At 72.1% G+C, this 22,499-nt stretch carries 22 protein-coding genes; 16 read left to right on the forward strand and 6 right to left on the reverse strand.

Features of this window, described 5'->3' with window-relative positions:
* Positions 1-9: 9 nt before the first annotated feature.
* From C3492_RS28920 to C3492_RS28955, 8 genes are all read left to right on the forward strand, one after another.
* Positions 10-816, forward strand: a complete 807-nt coding sequence (locus C3492_RS28920) for an acetoacetate decarboxylase family protein (protein WP_103815516.1) — start codon at positions 10-12, stop codon at positions 814-816.
* Between the two features lie 34 nt (positions 817-850).
* Positions 851-2,314, forward strand: coding sequence for an aldehyde dehydrogenase (locus C3492_RS28925; protein ID WP_103815518.1), 1,464 nt, complete (start codon positions 851-853; stop codon positions 2,312-2,314).
* Positions 2,307-3,233, forward strand: a complete 927-nt coding sequence (locus C3492_RS28930) for a 3,4-dihydroxyphenylacetate 2,3-dioxygenase (RefSeq protein ID WP_103815520.1) — start codon at positions 2,307-2,309, stop codon at positions 3,231-3,233. The genes C3492_RS28925 and C3492_RS28930 overlap by 8 nt, the downstream gene beginning before the upstream one ends.
* A 28-nt stretch (positions 3,234-3,261) precedes the next feature.
* Complete coding sequence (locus C3492_RS28935; RefSeq protein ID WP_103815522.1) at positions 3,262-4,107, forward strand: fumarylacetoacetate hydrolase family protein; 846 nt, start codon at positions 3,262-3,264, stop codon at positions 4,105-4,107.
* Positions 4,108-4,135: 28 nt separating this feature from the next.
* On the forward strand, positions 4,136-4,750 hold the full coding sequence (locus C3492_RS28940) for a TetR/AcrR family transcriptional regulator (protein ID WP_103815523.1): 615 nt from the start codon (positions 4,136-4,138) through the stop codon (positions 4,748-4,750).
* Positions 4,751-4,935: 185 nt separating this feature from the next.
* Positions 4,936-6,396, forward strand: a complete 1,461-nt coding sequence (locus C3492_RS28945; protein WP_103815525.1) for an APC family permease — start codon at positions 4,936-4,938, stop codon at positions 6,394-6,396.
* Between the two features lie 86 nt (positions 6,397-6,482).
* Positions 6,483-7,973: an aldehyde dehydrogenase gene (locus tag C3492_RS28950; RefSeq protein ID WP_103815527.1), complete on the forward strand. Its 1,491-nt coding sequence runs from the start codon at positions 6,483-6,485 to the stop codon at positions 7,971-7,973.
* On the forward strand, positions 7,970-8,692 hold the full coding sequence (locus tag C3492_RS28955; protein ID WP_103815529.1) for a gamma-glutamyl-gamma-aminobutyrate hydrolase family protein: 723 nt from the start codon (positions 7,970-7,972) through the stop codon (positions 8,690-8,692). The genes C3492_RS28950 and C3492_RS28955 overlap by 4 nt, the downstream gene beginning before the upstream one ends.
* Before the next feature lie 68 nt (positions 8,693-8,760).
* Here the strand turns inward: C3492_RS28955 and C3492_RS28960 are convergent, their stop codons facing one another.
* The 3 genes from C3492_RS28960 to C3492_RS46975 form a co-directional block, all read right to left on the reverse strand.
* The gene (locus C3492_RS28960; RefSeq protein WP_103815531.1) at positions 8,761-9,333 is read right to left on the reverse strand and encodes a MarR family winged helix-turn-helix transcriptional regulator; all 573 of its coding nucleotides are present in this window, start codon (positions 9,331-9,333) and stop codon (positions 8,761-8,763) included.
* Between the two features lie 99 nt (positions 9,334-9,432).
* Complete coding sequence (locus C3492_RS28965) at positions 9,433-11,745, reverse strand: beta-L-arabinofuranosidase domain-containing protein (protein WP_103815533.1); 2,313 nt, start codon at positions 11,743-11,745, stop codon at positions 9,433-9,435.
* Positions 11,746-11,899: 154 nt separating this feature from the next.
* Entirely contained in the window at positions 11,900-12,661 is a 762-nt protein-coding gene (locus tag C3492_RS46975; protein WP_374938382.1) for an endo-1,4-beta-xylanase, read from the reverse strand.
* Between C3492_RS46975 and C3492_RS28975 the strand changes: the two genes are divergently transcribed.
* Positions 12,551-13,999 (forward strand): serine/threonine protein kinase, encoded by a 1,449-nt coding sequence (locus tag C3492_RS28975; RefSeq protein WP_181140606.1) that lies wholly within the window; start codon positions 12,551-12,553, stop codon positions 13,997-13,999. The two genes, C3492_RS46975 and C3492_RS28975, sit on opposite strands and share 111 nt — an antisense overlap.
* 28 nt (positions 14,000-14,027) lie before the next feature.
* Here C3492_RS28975 and C3492_RS28980 read toward each other — a convergent pair whose 3' ends face one another.
* From C3492_RS28980 to C3492_RS28990, 3 genes are all read right to left on the reverse strand, one after another.
* The gene (locus C3492_RS28980) at positions 14,028-14,831 is read right to left on the reverse strand and encodes an SMI1/KNR4 family protein (protein WP_103815535.1); all 804 of its coding nucleotides are present in this window, start codon (positions 14,829-14,831) and stop codon (positions 14,028-14,030) included.
* A 95-nt stretch (positions 14,832-14,926) separates the two neighbouring features.
* Positions 14,927-15,070 carry a hypothetical protein gene (locus tag C3492_RS28985; RefSeq protein ID WP_258055949.1) on the reverse strand — a complete coding sequence of 48 codons (144 nt, stop codon included), beginning with the start codon at positions 15,068-15,070 and terminating at the stop codon, positions 14,927-14,929.
* Between the two features lie 88 nt (positions 15,071-15,158).
* Positions 15,159-15,764: an NADPH-dependent FMN reductase gene (locus tag C3492_RS28990; protein WP_103815536.1), complete on the reverse strand. Its 606-nt coding sequence runs from the start codon at positions 15,762-15,764 to the stop codon at positions 15,159-15,161.
* A 148-nt stretch (positions 15,765-15,912) separates the two neighbouring features.
* Between C3492_RS28990 and C3492_RS28995 the strand changes: the two genes are divergently transcribed.
* From C3492_RS28995 to C3492_RS29025, 7 genes are all read left to right on the forward strand, one after another.
* Positions 15,913-16,761 carry a helix-turn-helix domain-containing protein gene (locus C3492_RS28995; RefSeq protein WP_103815538.1) on the forward strand — a complete coding sequence of 283 codons (849 nt, stop codon included), beginning with the start codon at positions 15,913-15,915 and terminating at the stop codon, positions 16,759-16,761.
* A 666-nt stretch (positions 16,762-17,427) separates the two neighbouring features.
* Positions 17,428-17,757 carry a TcmI family type II polyketide cyclase gene (locus C3492_RS29000; protein ID WP_103815540.1) on the forward strand — a complete coding sequence of 110 codons (330 nt, stop codon included), beginning with the start codon at positions 17,428-17,430 and terminating at the stop codon, positions 17,755-17,757.
* Positions 17,754-19,025: a beta-ketoacyl synthase gene (locus C3492_RS29005; protein ID WP_103815541.1), complete on the forward strand. Its 1,272-nt coding sequence runs from the start codon at positions 17,754-17,756 to the stop codon at positions 19,023-19,025. The genes C3492_RS29000 and C3492_RS29005 overlap by 4 nt, the downstream gene beginning before the upstream one ends.
* The gene (locus C3492_RS29010; protein ID WP_103815543.1) at positions 19,022-20,239 is read left to right on the forward strand and encodes a ketosynthase chain-length factor; all 1,218 of its coding nucleotides are present in this window, start codon (positions 19,022-19,024) and stop codon (positions 20,237-20,239) included. Before C3492_RS29005 ends, C3492_RS29010 begins: the two co-directional genes overlap by 4 nt.
* 127 nt (positions 20,240-20,366) lie before the next feature.
* Entirely contained in the window at positions 20,367-20,636 is a 270-nt protein-coding gene (locus tag C3492_RS29015) for an acyl carrier protein (RefSeq protein ID WP_103815545.1), read from the forward strand.
* 12 nt (positions 20,637-20,648) lie between these two features.
* Positions 20,649-21,464 (forward strand): 3-oxoacyl-ACP reductase FabG, encoded by an 816-nt coding sequence (fabG, locus tag C3492_RS29020; protein ID WP_103815603.1) that lies wholly within the window; start codon positions 20,649-20,651, stop codon positions 21,462-21,464.
* A gap of 102 nt (positions 21,465-21,566) precedes the next feature.
* On the forward strand, positions 21,567-22,499 hold the full coding sequence (locus C3492_RS29025; RefSeq protein ID WP_103815546.1) for an aromatase/cyclase: 933 nt from the start codon (positions 21,567-21,569) through the stop codon (positions 22,497-22,499).

Genomic DNA, 22,499 nt, shown 5'->3' on the forward strand with positions numbered 1-22,499 from the left:
GGAACCCAAGTGACCAGCGTCCGTGGATACTTCCACCCCAAGACGGCGACGGGTGCCTCGTCGCTGATCCCCTCCCCGCCCTGGCGCTACTCCGGTGACCTGCTCACCGTCGAGTACCGCACGGATCCCGCCCGGGTGCGTGAACTGCTCCCCGAGCCGCTCGAACTCGCCGACGACGACCCGGGCGCGGTCGCGCTGATCTGGGCCGACTGGCAGTCCTGCGCGGCCTCCGGAGAGGAACTGCTGGACCCGGTGCGCTCCCAGTACAAGGAGGCCTTCGCGGTCGTCCGCTGCGCGTACCGGGGGCAGACCTACAGCCGCTGCGTCCACATCTGGGTGGACAAGGACTTCGCGATCGCCCGTGGACTGCACCAGGGATACCCGAAGAAGCTCGGCTCCATCCACCAGACCCGCCCGCACCCCTACGGGCCGGCCCCCCGCATCGAGGCCGGGGCCCGCTTCGGCGCCACCCTGGCCGCTGCCGACCGGCGCCTCGCCCAGGCCGTCGTCACGCTGCGCGAGCCGTCCGAGACCAACGGCTTCGTCAACGGCCACCCGATGGCCCACCACCGCTGGCTGCCCTCCATCGAAAAGGGGAAGGGCCTCGCCCTGGACGAGCTGATCGAGTCCGGCGCCGCTTCCTTCGAGGGCGGGCAGCCCTGGACCGGCGACGCCGACCTGGAACTGTTCGATTCGCCCACCGAGGAACTGGCCCGGCTGGAGGTCCGCGAGCCGATCGCCGCGTACTACCGGCAGGTGGGCGTGGTCTGGGACGGCGGCCGACTGCTGGAGTCGAACACCTCCGGCGCCGAGTGATCCCGTACCGCACCGACCCCAGGAGCCCCGCACCATGAGCGCACACCTCACCACCGTCGCCGGAGTCACCGTCGACACCCGGCACTGGATCGGCGGTGAACGCGTCGCCTCCACCGACACGTTCACCGACGTCTCACCCATCGACGGCAGCAGCCTGGGCGAGATCGCCCGCGGCACCGCCATGGAGGCCGCGGCGGCCGTCCGCGCCGCCAAGGCGGCCTTCCCCGGCTGGGCCGCCACCCCGCGCGCCGAGCGCGCCCGCATCCTGCACGCCGTCGCCGACGGCGTGGACAAGCGCCTCGAAGACCTGGCCATCGTCGAGACGTGCGACAACGGCGCTCTCCTGCGCTCCCACCGGCGCGGCGTGATGCCCCGGGTCGCCCACAACTTCCGCTTCTTCGCCGACTGGCTGCTGCGACTGGACCACGAGGACTTCCAGACACGCGGGCACACCAACCACGTCAGCTGGGACCCCGCCGGCCCGTGCGTCCTGATCACCCCGTGGAACGCGCCACTGATGCTGGCGACATGGAAGGTCGCCCCGGCGCTCGCGGCCGGCAACACCGTCGTCCTCAAACCCGCCGAGTGGTCACCCCTGACGGCCTCCCTCCTCGCGGACGTCGCGGCCGAGGCCGGGCTCCCGGCCGGCGTCCTCAACGTCGTACAGGGCTACGGCTCCGAGATCGGTGACGCGCTCACCTCGCACCCGGACGTACGGCGCATCAGCTTCACCGGCTCGGTCCCGACCGCGCGGCGCATCGCCGCCTCGGCCGCCGCCAACCTGACGCCCCTCAGCCTCGAACTCGGCGGCAAGTCCCCGCTGCTGGTCTTCGCCGACGCCGACCTCGACCTCGCCGTCGACCTCGCGGTGGAACAGTACGACAACGCCGGCCAGGTCTGCCTCGCCGCCACCCGCATCCTGGTCGAGGACGCCGTCGCCGGAGAGTTCACCACCCGCTTCGCCGAGAAGGCGGCCCGGCTCAAGCAGGGCGACCCCCGGGACGAGGCCACCGACATCGGCCCCAACATCCACCCCCGGCAGGTGGAGAAGATCGACGGCTTCGTGCGGCGCGCCGTCGCGGCGGGCGCCCGCGCGGTCGTCGGCGGCCACCGCGGGGAGGGGCTGTACTACGCGCCGACCCTGCTCACGGACGTGGCGCAGGACGCGGAGATCGTCCAGGAGGAGGTCTTCGGGCCCGTCCTGACGCTGCAGACCTTCACCACCGAGGAGGAGGCGGTCCGGCTCGCCAACGACACCCGGTTCGGCCTCGCCGCCACCGTGGCCACCGGAGACCGGGAGCGGGCCGAGCGCGTCACCGCGCGGCTGGTCGCGGGCACCGTCTGGGTCAACTGCTTCTTCGTCCGCGATCTCCAGGCCCCCTTCGGCGGCTCCCGCCAGTCCGGCGTCGGCCGTGAGGGCGGCACCTGGAGCTTCGACTTCTACTGCGACGTGAAGAACACCGTCACCGCGCCGAAGGGATTCAAGGACCATGGGTGAGATCGTCGGGGCGGGACTGCTCGCCCACGTCCCCACCATCGTGCTCCCGAGAAAGACCCGGCTGGAGCTGAACGAGGGCAAGGAGATCACCCTCGTCACCGGCCTGGAGCAGCTCCGTGGGGACGTCTTCGAGCGCGACGACTACGACACCGTCGTAGTCCTCGACTCGCACTGGGCCACCACCGTCGAGTTCGTCGTCACCGCGCAGGACCGCCGCGCCGGGCTGTTCACCTCCGAGGAACTGCCGCGCGGCATGTGCCGGATGCCGTACGACTTCCCCGGCGACCCCGAACTGGCCCGCAACATCGCCTCGTTCGCCGACCGGCACGGCACGTGGATCACCGCGATCGACGACGCGTACCTGCCGGTCTACTACGCCACGATCAACCTGTGGAAGTTCCTCGGCGAGGGCCTGCCGGACAAGCGGTGGGTGACCATCGGCGTCTGCCAGACCGGCGACATGGAGGACCACCTGCGCCTGGGCCGCGCCCTGGCCGACGGCATCGCCGCGACGCCGGGCCGCCGGGTGCTGCTGATCGCCTCCGGCGCGCTCTCGCACACCTTCTGGCCGCTGCGCGAGCTGCGCGACCACGAGTCCAGCGACCCGGCGCACATCTTCACACCCGAGGCACGCGAGGCCGACCTGGAGCGCATCGCCTGGTTCAAGGAGGGCCGCCACGACAAAGTCCTCGACACCATGGACGAGTTCTGGAAGTACCGGCCCGAGGCGAAGTTCTTCCACTACCTGATGATGGCCGGCGCCCTCGGCGAGCAGCGCTGCGTCGCCCGGGCCCGCCAGTACGGCGCGTACGAGAACTCCATCGGCACCGGCCAGGTCCACCTCTGGTTCGACCGCCCGGCCGACGGCTGGACCGGCACCGGCCTGCCCGCCCCGCGCACCCCGCACAGCCGTGTCTAGCCAACGAATGTCATCCAGGAGCACCGACATGCCCGAATACCGCCGTATCCTCCTCGACGGCGCCGCCGTGGAAACCGTACGGGACGGTGACGAACTGGTCGCCGGAGACGGCCGCCGCGTCAAGGCCGACGAGGCGCGGCACCTCCCTCCGGTCGTCCCCTCCAAGGTGATCGCGGTCCACCTCAACCACCGCAGCCGCGTGGAGGAGTTCGGGATCGGCCTGCCCGGCACCCCGACCTACTTCCACAAGCCGACCTCGGCCCTCAACTCCCACAGGGGCGCCGTCGTCCGGCCCGAGGGCTGCAAGTGGCTCAACTACGAGGGCGAGGTCGCCATCGTCATCGGCAGGACGGCACGCAACATCGCCCCGGCCGAGGCGGGGCGGTACATCGCCGGATACACCGTCGCCAACGACTACGGCCTGCACGACTTCCGCGACACCGACGCCGGCTCCATGCTCCGCGTCAAGGGCTCCGACACCCTCTGCCCGCTCGGCCCCGGCCTGGTCACCGACTGGGACTTCCGCGGCAAGCGGCTGCGCACCTACGTCAACGGCGAGGTCGTCCAGGACGGCTCCACCGACGAGATGACCTGGGACATGCACTACCTCGTCGCCGACATCGCCCGCACCATCACCCTGTACCCAGGCGACGTCCTGCTGTCCGGCACCCCCGCCAACTCCCGGCCCGTCGAGCCCGGCGACGTCGTGGAGGTGGAGGTCGAGGGCCTCGGCCGGCTCACCAACCACATCGTCACCGGACCCACCGCGATCCGCACCGACGTGGGGGCCCAGCCCACCGAATCCGAGGAGGTGCTGTCCACCGCCCTCGGCGGCGACTGGGAGTTCCGTGGCATCAGGCCGCCCAGGCGTTGACCGGGCCGCCGCCGGTAGGGTCGGCGTCATGACCGACTCCGTCGAGCCCGCCGGCGAGCGCCGTCCCCGCAAGCGCGTCAACCACTACGGGACGGGCCGGGCCGCCCTGCTGGACGCCGCCGTCCGCGTGGTGGCCCGCGGCGGGCTGCGCAAGCTCACCTACCGGGCGGTCGCGGAGGAGGCCGGGGTCACCCACGGCCTGGTCGTGCACCACTTCGGTTCGCGTGACGCGCTGATCGAGGAAGCCGTCACCCATGCCGTCCGCACCTCGCTGACCAGCAGCACGCTCGACATCGGCACCGGTGATCCGGCCGACTTCGCGGGCGGGCTCACGGACATGGTGGACAGCGGTCCGGAGCTCCAGGCGTTCCAGTACGAGCTGCTCCTCGAAGCCCGGCGCAGGCCGGAGCTGCTGCCGCACCTGCGCAGCCTGTACGAGGAGTACTTCGACGCCACCCGGCGGGAGCTGTCCCGCATGCTCCCCGCCCCGGTGAGCCGCGGCACCTCCCGGCTCGTCTTCGCGGCCCTGGAGGGCCTGGTCCTGCACCAGCTCGTCTTCGGCGAGCGCGAGGTCACCGAGGAGGCGCTCGGCGAGCTCAGGACCCTGCTGCGCGCACTGGCCGAGGGGCCAGCCGGGAGCTGACCGGCCTCCCGTCGGATCGTCCGCGCGGGCGGCGGGGGTGGGACCCCCACTTCACGCCACGGTAAGAATTCGCCCTCCTCGGGATTCCCTGCGCCCAACCCCTTGTCAAACGGATAGTTCCGCCCCACGATGAGGCAACTCGTTTGGCCTGAAACGATCCTCCCCTTCTCTGGCAGGTGATCCGAGTGGACAGTCAGACGGCCTCCGCCGAGCGGACCGTACGGGACGCCCCCACTGCAGCCACGCTCAAACCCAACGCCCTGGGTGTCCTGGGCATCCTCTTCTTCGTCCTGTCCGGTCAGGCCCCGCTCACGGGAATCGCCGGCGCGGCTCCGATCTCCGTCGCCCTCGGCAACGGATCGGGGACCCCGGCGGCCTACCTGCTGGCCGGAGCCGTCATCCTGCTCTTCTCCGTCGGCTTCGTCGCCATGGGGCGGCACGTCGTGGACGCCGGCGCCTTCTACACGTACATCGGCACCGGCCTGGGCCGCACCGCCGGGGCGGGCAGCGCGAGCGTCGCCCTCTTCGCGTACTGCGTCATCCAGGCGGCGATGTACGGCCTGTACGGCTCGATCGTCAGCGGGCTCGTGGCCGACCACACCCCGCTCCATGTGCCCTGGTGGGCGTGCACGCTGATCACCATGGCCGTGGTCCAGGCGCTGGGCTCCGCGGGGATCGAGATGGGAGCCCGGGTCCTGGCCGTCTTCGTGCTCGCCGAGTTCGGCATCCTGCTGGTCTTCGGCCTGGTCACCCTGTTCAAGGGAGGCGGCCCGGAGGGACTGGGCGTGGCCGACAGCTTCTCTCCGTCGGCGGCCCTCCAGGGCGCGCCCGGCGTCGCCGTGATGTTCGCCGTGGCGTCGATGTTCGGCTTCGAGGCCACCGCGATCTACGGCGAGGAGGCCAAGGAGCCGAAGAAGACGGTGCCGCGGGCCACCTATCTGTCGGTGATCGTGGTGACCGCGTTCTTCGCCCTCACCTCCTGGATGCTGATCTCGGCCTACGGCGCGTCCAAGGCTCCGGCGGCCGCGGGCACGGCACTGGCGAGCGGCGACTCCGCGGGCTTCGTCTTCGCGCCCATCGCCGGCCAGTTCGGCGGCTGGATCAACGACGTCCTGCCGATCCTCCTGGCCACCTCCCTGTTCGCCGGCATCCTGACCTTCCACAACTCCGCCAACCGCTACCTGTTCTCCCTCGGCCGCGACCGCCAGCTCCCCGGCTGTCTCTGCCGGCTCAACAGCCGTCTCGCCCCGTGGGCCGCGGGCTGTGCGCAGACCGTGATCGCCGTCCTCCTCGTCGTGCCGTTCGCGCTGGCCGGCAAGGACCCGGTGCTCACCCTCTTCTCCTGGTTCAGCGGGCTCGCCGTCCTCGCCATGATGCTGCTCTACCTGCTGACCTCGGTGTCCGTCGTGGTGTTCTTCCGCCGCCGGCGGGTGGACGGCCGGATGTGGAACACGCTGATCGCGCCCGTGCTCGGCGCGCTCGGCCTCGCGGGTGCGATCTGGCTCATCCTGGCGAACTTCACCACCCTCATCGGCGGCGAGGCGAGCACGGCGTTCTGGCTCGTGCTGTCCGTGCCCGTCGTGCTGGTCCTCGGAGTGGCCAACGAACGCGTCAGGCGCAGGCGCACCGCCCCCGACGTCCGCTGACACCGAGTGGCCGCCCGTCCGGCACGAACCCGAGGCGGGCGGCCGTCCGCCCTTCCCACCGCCGACCACCCGGTCTGGAGGACCGCATGACTGTTGCCACCCACGACGAGTGGCTCCGCCGGGCGAAGACGCTCGACCTGCCCCGCACCCATCTCATCGACGGCGCCGAGGAAGCCGGGGGCGGCAGCACGTTCCCCGTGATCTCGCCCCGTGACGGACAGCCGCTGACGGAAGTCGCCGACGGCGGCGCCGCCGAGGTCGAGGCCGCCGTGGCCGCCGCCCGCCGCGCCTTCGACCACGGCCCCTGGCCGCGGCTCGCCCCCGCCGACCGCGGCCGGATCCTGCTGCGTGTCGCCGATCTCCTGGAGGCCCACCGGTCCGAGCTGGCGCTCACCGTCAGCCTGGAGATGGGCAAGCCCATCACCGACGCCCACGACATCGAACTGCGGGCCGTGATCAACACCTTCCGCTGGTACGGCCAGCTCGCCGACAAGCTCACCGACGAGTCCCCGCACACCGCTCCCGACGCCCTCGCCCTGGTCACCCGCGAGCCGGCCGGCGTCGTCGGCGCGGTCGTCCCCTGGAACTTCCCCCTCACCCTCGCGGGCTGGAAGGTCGCCCCCGCCCTGGCCGCCGGCTGCACGGTGGTCCTCAAACCGTCGGAGAACTCGCCACTGTCGGCGCTCCTGCTCGGCCGGCTCGCCCTGGAGGCCGGACTGCCCCCGGGCGTGCTCAACGTCGTGGCCGGCGACGGCCCGGTCACTGGCCGCGCCCTCGGCCTCCACCCCGACGTCGACGTCCTGGCCTTCACCGGCTCCACCGCCGTGGGCCGCCACTTCCTGCGCTACTCCGCAGACTCCAACCTCAAGCGCGTCTGGCTGGAACTGGGCGGCAAGTCCCCCAACATCGTCCTGCCGGACGCCCCCGACCTCGGCAAGGCCGCGGCCACCGCCGCCTGGGGCATCTTCTTCAACCAGGGAGAGATGTGCACCGCGCCCTCCCGGCTGCTGGTCCACTCCTCCATCGCCGAGGAAGTCACCGAAGCCGTCGTACGACGCGCCCGTGAGCTGCGCGTCGGCGACCCGCTCGACCCGGCCACCGAGATGGGCGCCCTGGTCGGCGAGCAGCACCTCGCCCGCGTGCTCGGCCACATCGACGCCGCGCGGCGCGACGGCGCCCGCCTGCGCACCGGCGGCACCCGGATCCTCACCGAGACCGGCGGTGTCCACCTCGAACCGACCGTCTTCGACCAGGTCGCACCGGACAGCCGGCTGGCACACGAGGAGGTCTTCGGCCCCGTGCTGTCCGTCCTCACCTTCGACGACGTCGACCAGGCCGTCCGCCTGGCCAACGCCACCGAGTACGGCCTCGCCGCCGGCCTGTGGACCTCCGACCTGTCCACCGCCCACCGGGTGTCCCGCGCCCTCAGGGCCGGCACCGTGTGGGTCAACTGCTACGAGGAGGGCGACCTGACCGTGCCCTTCGGCGGCATGAAGCAGTCCGGCAACGGACGGGACAAGTCCGCCCACGCCCTGGAGAAGTACACCGAACTGAAGACCACCTGGATCCAGCTGTGACCCACCGCCCGCTGATCGCCGTACCCGCCCGCTTCGCCGCCACCACCTCGGCGCTGCGCCACGCCGCCGAGGTCAACGCGCGCGCCCTGGTCGAGGCCGTGTGGCGGGCCGGCGGCGAGCCCGTCACCCTGCACCCGCACGCCCCCGGCGGCACGGCCGACCCCGCCGAGGTCGCCGCCCGCCTCGCCCGCTTCGACGGCCTGCTGCTCCCCGGCGGGGGCGACATCGCCCCCCACCGCTACGGAGCGGCCGACGCGCACGAGGCCGTCTACGACGTCGACGACGAGCAGGACGCCTTCGACCTGGAACTCGCCCGTCAGGCGCTCGCGCACGGCACGCCGCTCCTGGCCGTCTGCCGCGGCCTTCAGGTGGTCAACACGGCACTGGGCGGAACACTCCACCAGGACATGGGCGGCCCCGGGCGCGAGCACCGCCATGTGCGCCACCCCGTCTCCATCGCCCCCGGCTCGGCCCTGGCCGAGGCCACCGGCGTCGACAAGGCGGAGGCGTCCTGCTACCACCACCAGCACGTGGACCGGCTGGGGGAGGGGCTGACGGTCACGGCACGCGCCGCCGACGGGACCGTCGAGGCCGTCGAACTCACCGACGGGGGCCCGGTGCTGGCCGTGCAGTGGCACCCCGAGGACACCGCGCACGAGGACCCGGTGCAGCAGAGTCTCTTCGACGCGCTGGTGCGCGCCGCACGCGCGACGCTCTGACGACGGCCGCGGGGGCGCGGGGCCGTGCCCCCGGGCGCGGCGCCGGGCCGGGACACCGCCGCGCCCGGTCAGCCCTTGGGGCGTCGTCCGCTGCGGCGCGGCGTCGGGGACTCACCGTTTAGCAGCGACCTGCGGCGGTCCTCGCCCTCCTCCTCGATCTGCAGGACGACACGCCGCAGCCCGTCGGCGAGACCGCGGCACTCCGCGTCGCTCAGCCGGGCGGTGACGAAGGCCTCCTCCTCGTTGAACGCGGGGAACACCCGGCGCATGAAGTCCTCGCCCTCCTCGGTGAGGGACAGCAGGACGAGCCGCCCGTCGGTGGGGTGACCGGCGCGCCTCAGCAGCCCACGCGACTCCAGCGTGCGGGAGACACCGGTCAGCGTGCCCTTGGAGATGCCCGCCTCCTCGGCCACGTGCCGGGTCTCGGACTCGCCCCACACCCACACCACCCACAGCACCACGAAGGCGGTCCAGGTCAGGTCCGAGCCGCGCAGTACGGAGTTCTCCAGGTGCTGGCGCACGGCGGACGCGGCCCGGTAGATGTTGGCCACCGCGGCCATCTGCTCGCGGCGCAGGGGGATGTCGCCGAGCTTCTCCGCGGCGAGCTTCTCCGCCTCGCTGATGGACCGCTGGCTGGGCACCGTGGCTCCCTCACGTCGTCCCTGGATCGCGCGCCCCACGGGCCGGCGATCGTTCGGTACCAAATTGTACGGGGAGAGATCCACACGCGGGGCCGGCGGTCACCGTACGACGCGCCACCGGTTGCCGGCCGTGCCGTCGTCGGGCGCCTGGACCACGAAGGCGCCGACGGCACCGGACCCGTTCTCGGCGGCGAGCAGTTTCCCGCTGTGCGCGTTGCGGATCAGGAAGGTGCCGTCACCCTGGTCGAGCAGCGTCCACCGGTGGTCGGCGGTGCCGTTGTCCGACCACTGCAGGACGGTGGCGCCGTCGGCCGTGGACATGTTCAGCACGCCGAGCACCTTGCCGCTGTGGACGTTGCGGAAGCGGTAGGCGTCGCCGTCGGGGACCATCTCCCAGTCGTGGTCGGCCGTTCCGTTGTCGCTCCAGAGCAGGGCGCGGCCGCCGTCGGCGGTGGACATGTCCTGGATGCCCAGCACCAGACCGCCGGCCGCGTTGGCGAGGCGGACGGAGGGCAGACCGCCGGTCTTCCAGTAGACGGTGTAGTTGTGACCGTGCGCGTCGTGGAAGGGCCCGAGGCCGACGGTGCCGCCGTTCGCCGTGGCGGTGAAGGCGAGCGCGGTGGAGCTGGTCCGCCTGATGGAGGAGGTGTCGAGGGCCGGGAGGGAACCGAGGGCGGTGTCGCCGTAGTCGCCGGCCAGGACGACCGGGCCGTAGGTGACCGCGGAGACGTTCGGGTCGTCGTTGGCCGGCCGCAGCGCGGTGCGCATGGGCAGCCGCACGGTGACGGTGTCGCCGGAGGCCCAGGTCCGGTTGAGGGTCGCGTAACTCCCGGCGGCCGCCGTGATGTTCTGCGCGACGCCGTTGACGCTGACGCCGGCCCCGGTCGTCCAGCCGGGGATGCGGATGCGCATCGCCCAGGTGCCGCCCACCTCACCGGTGACGCGCAGCGTCGTGGTGTCGCTCGCCGGGTACGAGGTGGTCTGCGTGACGGTGATGCCGCGCTCGGTCCACGTGAGCACCGACGGCACGAACATGTTGACGGTGAGCGTGGTGCCGGAGCGGAAGTAGACCGAGTCCATGAGCCGGGTATGGATCTCCACGCCCGTGCCCTGGCAGCACCAGAAGGTGGTGTAGTCGGTGCTCCAGGTGCCACCGCCCCACGCCGGGCCGACACCGCGCCGGCCTCCGGGCCTCAGCGGGGTGAAGTAGGTGATGTGCCCGTGGGGGTCGGCCGGGTTCTGGTTGCCGATGATGTGGTTCAGCCAGGCTTGCTCGTAGTAGTCGAACAGCGCGGCCCGGTCCGGCGTCAGCGTGAACAGCTCCCTGCTGAGGGTGAGCATGTTGACCGTGTTGCAGCTCTCGCAGGTGTCGTCGGCCAGGTAGCCGGCGATGGCGTTCGGGGCGCGGAAGTGTTCGGCCTGGCTGTTGCCGCCGATGGCGTAGGTGTGGGAGCCGACGCAGTGGTTCCAGGCGTTGGTGGCGATGTCGCGGTACCGGGTGACGCCGGTCGCCTTGTACTCGCGGACCGCCCCGATCCACTTCGGCACCTGGGTGTTGGCGTGCAGCCCGGCCAGTGCGTCCTGGTTCGCCGCCAGCGGGTCGAAGACCGCGGCGTGGTCGAAGCGCTGGGCCACGGTGAGCCACCGGGCGTCACCGGTCTGCTGGTAGAGGTCGGCCAGGACCGCGTTCATGCCACCGAACTCGGTGCCCAGCACGGCCTGCATCTGCGCGGTGGTGAGCCGGCCGGTGCGCGCGTCGACCCAGCCCGCGAGGGCCAGCAGCACGTCGCGGGCCTGGGCGCTGCCGAGGTGCCGCCACACGTTCAGCAGACCTGACATGGTCTTGTGGACGGTGTAGTACGGCACGTTGCCGTTCCGCAGGGTACCGGCCTCCAGCGCCGTGAAGTCGGACTCGGGGTAGCCGGAGAGGTAGCCCGCGCCGAAGCCCGCGGCACTGTTGTTGGCCTGGCACTTGGCCAGCTCCGCCACCATGTACAGGGCCTTGTCCCGGGCCACCGTGTCACCCGTCACCGCGTACAACTGCGCCCAGGCGGTGAGGAAGTGGCCCTGGACGTGGCTGCGGAACGGGAAGGTGGGAGCGTCCCAGCCGCCCGTCGCCGCCGCGCCGCCCGTGGACAGGCGGTGGTTGGCGCGGAAGGTGTACAGCAGCCGGTCGACGTCGACGAACCGGAGATAGGCGGCGGTGCGGTTCTGGTTGTCCAGCCACCGGCTCGCGGTCAGCCTGACCTCGCCGAGGTCGAAGGGCAGCGCCTTGATCCCGATGTCGGCGCGGACCGGCGGGAGGGCCGCCGCCCTCGCCGCGGTGCTGCCGAGCAGGGGGCCGGCGGTGGAGCCGGCGACCGCGGTCCCGGCGAGCTGGATGAGCCGTCTCCTGCTGACGAACTGGGGCATTCTCGGCCTCTCGTAGGGGGGCGGACGAGGAGGAAGGACCGGTCGCCGGTGCGAGGCAGGCCCGTCGCGTACGGGCCAGTGCCAGAGGAGGTGCTGTGGACGCGGCCGCCGGTGCCCGTGAGCCGCATGAACGGTGAGCGGCCAGATCTGTTCGCTATACCGAACGATGTTCGCTGGGTCGTCGAGACCATAGTGGGGTGAATGACGAGCCGTCAACGGTGCCGACGGCATCAATGGGCCGTGCGGTGCCGCCGGTTGCACACGACGCCTCGGCCTGCGCCGGGCCCGGCAGCACGGCGTTCGGCTTGCCATTCGGACGCATGGTCATGACGTTGCCGTTGCTGTCCCAGCTGGGGGAGCCGTTCCAGGTCGCGACGGTCTTCTGCGGCGGGGTGACGGTGACCGTCGTGGACCAGCCGGTGATCGGCGAGCTGCCCGCGGTGATGGTCACCTTGCCGTTGAAGCGGTCACTCCACTGCTGCTGCTTGCTGTACGTGGCGGTGCACGTGGCGCCGCCCGGGGTGCCGCTGGAGCGCCACGAGTGCTTGTCGGTGATGCCCCAGACGGTGATGCCGGTACAGCGGGTGACCGCCAGGCACGCCTTGACGACGTCACCGTAGCTGGTGGCCAGGCTGCTGCCGGAAGCCGTTGTGGCCCTCTCATCCGGTGGGTCGGACGTGCAGGACCACCGATCGCGTCGCGGAACGTGGAGCAGGGCTACTCCGGCCTCCCATGGGTACGCGTGTGCGGCGCCCCCTCGCAGGCGCACCTGTGGGCAGCACCTGGAGAAGCAGTGGGAGATGACATGAGGCTCCGCCAGTCGGCTCTGGCGCCGTTCCGGTGTTCCACACAAGTGCTGGGCGGGCGGTACCGCCTGGACGGGGTCATCGGCTCGGGAGGCGCCGGCGACGTCCACCGTGGCTTCGACCTGCGTCTGAAACGACCCGTGGCCGTCAAGGTCTTCCGCGACGGTACCGGTGACGACAGGGAGGGCGGGTTCCACAACGAGGCGGTGATCCTCGCCCGGTTGCGGCACCCCGGTCTGGTCACGGTCTACGATGCCGGCCGGCATGACGGACGTGCCTACCTGGTGATGGAGCTGATCGAAGGCCCCACGTTGAAGGCGCGCATCGCGGCTGGCCCCCTGGCGCCCGGGGAGACCGCCGCCCTCGGAGCCGACCTCGCACGTGCTCTGGCTCACGCGCACGGCGCGGGGATCGTCCACCGTGACGTGAAACCCTCGAACATCATCCTGGACGCGTCCGACCGCCCCCACCTGACCGACTTCGGCATCTCCCGGCTGCTTGACGCCACCACCCGTACCGCCACCGGCACACTCGTCGGCACGGCCGCCTATCTGTCCCCCGAGCAGGTGCTCGGCCGGTCCGTCGGTCCGCCCGCCGATGTCTACGCCCTCGGACTGGTGCTCCTCGAATGCGTCACGAGCCGACTCGAATACGACGGTGCTCCCCTGGAAGCCGCGATCGCGCGACTCCACCGGCGGCCCGAACTGCCCGACTCCCTCCCGCAGGAGTTCGCGGCCCTGCTGGGGGACATGACCGCCCTGGACGCGCAGGCCCGCCCATCAGCCGACGACTGCGTCCGCACGCTGGCCGCCCTGGCAACCCTGGCCGAGTCGAACGGTCCCCGGCCCGTCCCACCCCCGGCTGACGTCACGAGCCTGGTTCCCGAACAGGTACCGGCGTGGGCCGACCCCACGCACCCGCATGGGTCGCACGCCGCCGGCACGACCGCCCCGAAGGCCGCGCCCGCGCGCGGACGCCACCTGGTCGCCGGTACGGCCGCGGCGCTGGCCGCTGCCGTGGCCGCCACCGTCGGCATGTCCGACGGACCCGCGCACCACGCAGCGCCCCGGGCGGTGAGCAGTCCGTCCGCGAAATCCGACGCACCGGGCACGTCCACTCCCGGCCACGAGGCGGGGTCCGCCCCCGCCACGCCCTCCGCCCGGGAGGTCCCCGCACGGCAGCTTCACGACCCCACCCCCCGTCAGACCGCCGGCTCCGCCCCGGCTGTCCCGAGCCGGGAGCCGGTCGCCGGCACAGGCGCCCACGGCATCACGGCCCCACCCTCACACCGCACCGCGCAGGGCATTCCAGGCACTGGGGCCGCGCGGCCGTCGGACACGGCATCGCATGGCAAGAGGGGAGCGGACCCGTCCGGCGAGCGATCCCACAAGTCCCGGAAAGCCGAGGAGGTTCGCCAGAAGAAGGACCGGAAGAAGAAGGCGGACTGAGAGTTCGCCCTCGGCGACGGGCGTTCGGTCAGTCGCTGTTCCGGTAGGTCATGAACCAGTGGGTGTCGAAATAGCGGGCCATCGTGAAGCGGTGGTGCGGGTCGACGAGGATGCGGCAGACGAACTGCGCGGCCTGGCAGTCGAAGGGGACGTCCTCGTCCACGAAGGACCGGACCACGACGGGCCAACGGTCGGGGTCGTCGCCGTCCTCCCTCCAGCAGTACAGGTCCTCGTGCTCCGTGCCCGCCCAGACGAGCAGCCCGTCCTCCCTGAGATTCGTCCACGGCTCCTGGTTCAGGTCCAGGTATCCGTCGAAGGCGCCTGCGCCGAACGTCTCGACCATGCGCTTGTAGTCGCTCGGCAGCGCGGTGCCCAGGCGCGACTCCACCTCCGTCCAGTCCACGTCCGGCCGCTGGGCGGGCTGCGTCCAGCCCGTGATCCGTATGAGCCGCTCCATCCAGTCGACGTCCTCGTCCGCGTCGAAGGCGACCGGCAGAGGTTCCGGCACCTCCCTGTGCGCGACCACCAGGACCGGCCGCTCGACCCCTTCGGCGTCCCGGGCCGTGCCCGTGCCGACCCACTGGTCCCCGTACGCCCATGCCCGCATCTTCACGGCCCGGTCCTCGAAGGGAACGAGGAGCGCCGCTCCCCTGGAGTCGTCGACCGTCGGATCGGTGAAACCGTCGAGGACGAGGGTGCGCGGGGCGCCGTACCTGTCGGCGAGCAGGTCGGTCAGAACCTGCGGGACCAGATCGCTGGGCAGGTACATGTAGGCGTTCCCCGGGCCGAGCTGGGCCAGCAGGTCGTCGACGGCCGCTTGCGTGAGTTCCATGACGGACAGTGAAACGCACCGCACTGACAACGGAGGCGCGCGGTGGCACACGGGGCCGCCGCGACGGCCGTGACGGCGGAGGTCCTTCTGTCCGCTCAGCCGTCCTGTGCCGCCAGCGCCGCGACCGCGGGGATCGCCGCGAACGCTTCGGGCGTGTGCTGGATGAGCGCCGTACGGTCCTGCTGTACGGCGTCCGAGGAGGTCCATGTCTCCAGTGCGCGGTGCCAGGCAGCCAGCATGAGGTCGAGCAGAAGGCGCAGCTCGGACGCACACCGGAACCGGTCGGCCCGGCCGGGGAGGCGGGCCGACGGCCGGGGCCGGGGTGGGCTAACGGTTCGCGATCTGCGGGCGGTCGCGGCGGGCGTCGTGGAGGACCGAGCCCCACCAGAGGAGCTGATCGAGCATGGCTTTGGCGGCGTCCTCGGGGCCCTGCGGGTCACGGAGCGTGCCGTCGGGGGAGAAGAGGAGGTAGTAGCTGGGGAAGGCGACGTAGTCGCGCACGGTGTGGGCGTGCAACTCGCTGAAGACCTGCCGCAGTTGCTCGATCGCCAGGAGACCGCCGCTGAGGCCGCTGTACCCGACGAAGCCGATCGGCTTGGCCTTCCACTGGGTGTAGTGCCAGTCGATGGCGGCCTTGAGGGACGCCGGGAAGCTGCGGTTGTAGTCGGGCGTCACGATGACGACCGCGTCGGCGGCGTCGAGCCGCCGGGTCAGTTCGGCCATGCCCTCGGGGCGCGGGAGGTCGGGCTGCAGGGCCGGCGGGGTGGGCGGCAGCGCGAGCGGCAGGTCGACGTCCGCCAGATCGATCAGGTCGATCGTGAACTCGTCGTGGCGCTTGGCCTGTTCGACGAACCAGTCGGCCACCACCGGGCCGAAGCGGCCCTCCCGGACACTGCCGACGATCACTGCGAGATTCAGTCGTGCGCTGGACATGGATGTGCTTCTCCTACGGGGATCGATGCCGCCCCAGCCGGGGCGTGCGCTCCACGGTGGCGGACCGGCGGCGGACGAGGGAGGCCGGGCGGAGGGTGGTAGTGGCAGGGCCACGATCCGCCGGGGCGCCCGGTGTTACGTTCGCGGGATGAGCGACAACGAGCTCGGCCTCTTCCTGCGGCTGCGCCGGGAAGCCGTCACACCGGCCGAGGTGGGACTGCCCGCCGGGCCGCGCCGCCGTACGCCGGGACTGCGCCGCGCGGAACTGGCGACACTCGCCGGGGTGAGTGTCGAGTACGTCACCAGGCTGGAACAGGGGCGGGACCGCAGGCCCTCGGTGCAGGTGCTGGCGGCCCTGGCGGACGCGCTGCTGCTCACCCCCGGTGAACGGGTCCATCTGCACCGGCTCGCCAAGGGTGCCGACCCCGGCTTCAGCTGCCGGGGCGACGCGGGACCGAACAGGGCGGTCAGGCCCACGGTGCGGGCGCTGCTGGAGCGGCTGGAACCGGCGCCCGCCGTGCTGGTGAACCGGCTGAGCGAGATCCTGGCCTGCACGGACGGGTACCGGCGGCTGGCCGAACCGCTCGGTCTGCTGGACGGCGTCCGGCCCAGCCTCGCCCGCTTCGTCTTCACCGACCCGCGGGCGCGTACGGTCTACCCGGACTGGGACACGGTCGCCGACCAGCAGGTCGCAGCGCTGAAACAGGGGCCGGGGCAGACCGACGTCCATGTCGGCGCGCTGATGGACGAGTTGACGGTGTCCTCCGGGGAACCGTTCGCCGGCCGGCTGCGGACGCTGCCCGGGCTGCCGCGGGCGAACGGGGTGGTGCACATGGTCCACCCGCAGGTGGGGGAAGTGCGGTTGGCGTACGAGACGCTCGGTCTGCCCGCCGACGACGACCAGCACATCGTCGTCCACCTGCCGGCCAACGACGCGAGCGCCGCCGCGCTCGACCGCCTCGCCGGCCGCCGCCCCGGAGCCCTGCGGGCGGTCTGAGCGGGTCTGAGCGGTAGCGCGGACAGCAGCGTCGACGAGCCGTTTCCCGCCGCCCGCCGCCCGCCGGCTGGTCCAGGAAGAGGAGAGCGGCGGGTTCCTGTGGGCGAGCGGGCGCGGCGCGCGCCCGGGTCCACACGCCCCGTCTCGAAAGGCCCGCGGCGTGGCCCTCGGCCGCCGCGGCAGGTTCCGGTCGGCCACACCTCCCGGCTTCCGTACCGTCCCCGGGACCGCGGCGGTGGCGGCGCGCGTACGGGGGAGCCGGTCCAGGCCGGCGGCTTCCGGCTGGACCCCTTCTCCGACACCCCTCACCCGAACCGCCGGGTCCCCGCGGTACATCGGACTTCGGCGGCCCTTCCACGGTCGGACCTCACGGCACCCTCATGCCCGCCGCCGTCGGCGGAACCGGCACTCGCGCGACGCTCGTCTGACGTTCCCCTGTCCTTGCCGCCCGTTCCTGCGTAACCCGTGCACAAGATGACGCAGTCCTGAACAGGTTTGCCTTGATCAGCTGTTGGCGGCCGAAGAGTCTTGAAGTCGGGAAACGGGACACCGCTCCTCGCCCGCCGCCGGCCCCTCCACACCGGACCGGCCCCGCACTACCGGCCCCCGCACGACCGGCCCCGCACGTCCGCCGCCCGGCATGCCCGTACCGAAGGAGTGTCACGTATGCACAGCACCCTGATCGTCGCCCGTATGTCGCCCGGGGCCAGTACCGAGGTGGCGCGACTGTTCACCGCGTTCGACGCGACCGAGATGCCGCACCGGATGGGAACACGGCGCCGCCAGCTGTTCACGTACCGGGGACTGTACTTCCACCTCCAGGACTTCGACGCGGCCGACGGAGGGGAGCGGATCGAAGAGGCGAGGAACGACCCCCGGTTCATCGGCATCAGCAACGACCTGAAGCCCTTCATCGAGGCCTACGACCCCGCCACCTGGCGCTCCCCGGCCGACGCCATGGCCTCCCGTTTCTACTCCTGGGAGGCCTCCATATGACGGCGCGCCGCGTGGTCGTCACCGGCGTGGAGGTCATCGCGCCCGGCGGGATCGGCACCAAGGACTTCTGGAACCTGCTCAGCGAGGGCCGGACCGCGACCCGGGGCATCACCTTCTTCGACCCCGCGCCGTTCCGCTCCCGGGTGGCGGCCGAGATCGACTTCGACCCCTACGCCCACGGACTGACCCCCCAGGAGGTCCGGCGGATGGACCGGGCGGCACAGTTCGCCGTCGTCGCGGCACGCGGCGCGGTCGACGACAGCGGGATCGACCTGACGGCGCTGGACCCCCACCGGGTCGGTGTCACGATCGGCAGCGCCGTCGGCGCGACGACCGGACTCGACGCCGAGTACCGGGTCGTGAGCGACGGCGGCCGGCTCGACCTGGTCGACCACACCTACGCCGTGCCCCACCTGTACGACCACTTCGTCCCCAGTTCCTTCGCCGCCGAGGTGGCCTGGGCCGTCGGCGCGGAGGGACCGGGCACCGTGGTGTCCACCGGATGCACCTCGGGCATCGACTCCGTGGGCCACGCCGCCGAACTGATCCGGGAGGGCTCGGCCGACGTGATGGTGGCCGGCTCGTCGGACGCGCCGATCTCCCCGATCACCATGGCCTGCTTCGACGCCATCAAGGCCACCACCCCTCGTTGCGACGACCCGGCCACCGCCTCGCGCCCCTTCGACAAGACCCGCAACGGATTCGTGCTGGGGGAGGGCGCCGCCGTCTTCGTCCTGGAGGAACTGGAGAGCGCGCGCCGCCGTGGCGCCCACGTCTACGCGGAGATCGCGGGCTACGCGACCCGCAGCAACGCCTACCACATGACGGGGCTGCGCCCCGACGGCGCCGAGATGGCCGAGGCGATCCGCGTCGCCCTGGACGAGGCCCGGCTCAACCCGGACGACATCGACTACGTCAACGCCCACGGTTCCGGCACCCGGCAGAACGACCGGCACGAGACCGCCGCCTTCAAACGCAGCCTCGGCGACCATGCCCGCCGGACCCCGGTCAGCTCCATCAAGTCCATGATCGGGCACTCGCTGGGCGCGATCGGCTCCCTGGAGATCGCCGCCTGCGTGCTGGCCATGGAGTACGACGTCGTGCCGCCCACCGCCAACCTGCACACCCCCGACCCGGAGTGCGACCTCGACTACGTCCCCCTGCACGCCCGGGACCAGCTCACCGACGTGGTGCTCACGGTGGGCAGTGGATTCGGCGGCTTCCAGAGCGCGATGGTGCTCGCCGAGCCGGGACGGAGGCGGACATGACCGGCACCGCGGTGGTCACGGGGCTGGGCGTCGCCTCGCCCAACGGACTGGGCACGCCCGCGTACTGGGCGGCGACCCTGGCCGGCCGCAGCGGCATCGGCCGGATCACCCGCTTCGACCCCGGCCGGTATCCGGCCCGGCTGGCCGGGGAGATCAGCGGCTTCGTGGCCGAGGACCATCTGCCGAGCCGGCTGATCCCGCAGACCGACCGGATGACCCGGATCGCCCTGGCCGCCGCCGACTGGGCCCTCGCGGACGCGGGCGTGCGCCCCGGCGAGCTGCCCGAGTTCGACATGGGCGTGGTCACGGCGAGCGCCTCCGGAGGCTTCGAGTTCGGCCAGAACGAACTGCGCAAACTGTGGAGCCAGGGCAGTCAGTACGTGTCCGCGTACCAGTCCTTCGCCTGGTTCTACGCCGTCAACAGCGGCCAGATCTCCATCCGCAACGGCATGAAGGGGCCCAGCGGCGTGGTCGTCGGCGACCAGGCCGGAGGCATCGACGCCCTCGCCCAGGCCCGCCGGCAGATCCGCCGGGGCACCCGGCTGGTCGTCTCCGGCGCGGTGGACGCCTCCCTGTGCCCGTGGGGATGGGTCGCCCAGCTGGCGGGCGGCAGACTGAGCACCGGTGAGGACCCCGGCCGGGCCTACCTGCCCTTCGACCGGGCGGCGCGCGGGCACGTGCCCGGCGAGGGCGGTGCCCTCCTCGTCCTGGAGGAGGCGGAGGCGGCCCGCGCCCGGGACGCGCACGTCTACGGCGAGATCGCCGGGTACGGCGCCACCCTCGACCCGAAGCCGGGCTCGGGACGTCCCCCCGGACTGCGCAAGGCCGTCGAGATCGCCCTGGCCGACGCGGAGGCGGACGCCGCCGACGTGGACGTCGTCTTCGCGGACGCGGCAGGCGACCCCGGCCTCGACCGGACCGAGGCGGAAGCCCTCACCGCCGTCTTCGGCCCCCGGGGCGTCCCCGTGACCGCTCCGAAGACCATGACCGGACGCCTGTACTCCGGTGGGGCCCCGCTCGACGTGGCCGCCGCCCTGCTCGCCATCCGGGACGGCGTCGTGCCGCCCACCGTGCACAGCGATCCGGCACCGGAGTACGACCTCGACCTCGTCCTGGACCGGCCGCGCACCCTGCCCGTGCGCACCGCCCTGGTGCTGGCCCGCGGCCACGGTGGCTTCAACTCCGCCCTGGTGGTCCGCCGCACCGCCCGGTAGCCGCACCGGTCCACCGTCCCCTCCCCGATCCTCATCCTGCGTTCCGCTTCCCGCCCGGAATTCCGCTTCCGACCCCGAATTCAGCTTCCTACACCAAGTTCCGCTTTCCTCCGCGAAAGGACCCTCCGTGGCCACCGACGTTTTCACCCCCGACGCGCTCCGGCGCATCCTGCTGGAGGCCGCCGGCGCCGACGAGACCGTCGACCTGGACGGTGACATCCTCGACACCGACTTCACGGCCCTGGGCTACGAGTCCCTGGCACTGCTGGAGACGGTCGGCCGGATCGAGCGGGAGTACGGCGTCTCGCTCGACGACGACGTGCTCTCCGAAGCCCCCACCCCCCGGACCCTCGTCGACCTCGTCAACGAGCGGCTCTCGGCCGCCCGGGCCGCCTGAAAGGGGATGACCATGACGACCGAGACGACCGAGACGACCGGTACACCCGGGGCGAGCGCACTGGTCGCGCTCGTGACCGGCGGTACCAGCGGCATCGGGCTGGCGGTGGTGCGGCTGCTGGCCGCCGGCGGACACCGCGTGTTCCTCGCGGCCCGCGACGCCGACCGGGTCGCCGCGACCGTGAAGGAACTGACCGCCGAGGGACTGGAGGTGGACGGCACCGCCTGCGACGTCCGGGACCGGGCCGCCGTGGAGCACCTGGTCCGGGCCGCCGTGGACCGCTTCGGCACCATCGACGTCCTCGTCAACAACGCGGGCCGGTCCGGCGGCGGTGTCACCGCGGACATCGAGGACGCGCTGTGGGAGGACGTCCTCGACACCAACCTCACCAGTGTCTTCCGGGTGACCAGGGAGGTGCTCAACGCCGGCGGCCTGCGGCACAAGTCCCGCGGCCGGATCATCAACATCGCCTCCACCGCCGGGAAGCAGGGCGTGGTCCTGGGCGCCCCCTACTCCGCCTCCAAGCACGGCGTGGTCGGCTTCACCAAGGCACTGGGCAACGAACTGGCGCCCACCGGCATCACCGTGAACGCGGTGTGCCCCGGATACGTCGAGACGCCGATGGCCCAGCGGGTCCGTCAGGGGTACGCCGCCGCCTACGGCACCACCGAGGAGCAGATCCTGGAGAAGTTCCGGGCGAAGATCCCGCTCGGCCGGTACTCCACCCCCGAGGAGGTCGCGGGACTGGTGGGCTACCTGGTCTCCGACACCGCCGCCTCCATCACCGCGCAGGCGCTCAACGTCTGCGGCGGACTCGGCAACTTCTGACCCCCGTCCCGGGGCATCGCCGTACCCGGTGCCGGTCGTACCCGCCGTCTGCCGTGCCCGCCGTGCCCGCCGCACCACCGCATCCGTCGAGGAGACACCGCCATGACGACCCGCGAGGTCGAGCACGAGATCACCGTCGGCGCCCCCGCGCCCGCCGTCTACCGGCTGCTGGCCGACGTCGCCCAGTGGCCCCGCATCTTCCCGCCCACCCTCCACGTCGACCAGGTGGAGCGCGGCGGGGCCGAGGAACGCATCCGCATCTGGGCGACCGCGGGAGACGGGGCGAAGAGCTGGACGTCCCGCCGCACCCTCGACGCCGACGCGCTGCGGATCACCTTCCGCCAGGAGATCACCGCACCGCCGGTCGCCGCGATGGGCGGCACCTGGATCGTCGAGCCGGTCTCGGACGACACCGCCCGGGTACGGCTGCTGCACGACTACCGCGCCGTCGACGACGACCCCGGCTCCCTCGCCTGGATCGACCGGGCCGTGGACCACAACAGCCGCACCGAACTGGCCGCGCTCAAGGACAACCTCGAACGCGCACACAGGGCCGAGGAGTTGACCTTCTCCTTCACCGACAGCGTGAACGTCGCCGGCGCCGCCAAGGACGTGTACGACTTCGTCAACGACGCGGGTCTGTGGCCCGAGCGGCTGCCGCACGTCGCCTCCGCCCGCCTGACCGAGGACACCCCCGGACTGCAGACCCTGGAGATGGACACCCGCGCCAAGGACGGCTCCACGCACACCACCAAGTCGTACCGGGTGACCTTCCCGCACCACCGCATCGCCTACAAACAGGTCACCCTGCCGGCCCTGCTGACCCTGCACACCGGGCTCTGGACCTTCGAGGAGGGCCCGGAGGGCACCGTCGCCTCCTCCCAGCACACCGTGACCCTGAACCCGGACAACCTGGCCGTGCTCGGCCCGGACGCCACCGTCGACGACGCCCGCGCCTACGTCCGCGGCGCGCTGAGCGCCAACAGCCTCGCCACCCTCGGCCACGCGCGCGCCTACGCCGAAGGGAAGGCCTGA

This window comes from Streptomyces sp. Ru62 (assembly GCF_002920615.1).
Lineage (GTDB): Bacteria > Actinomycetota > Actinomycetes > Streptomycetales > Streptomycetaceae > Streptomyces.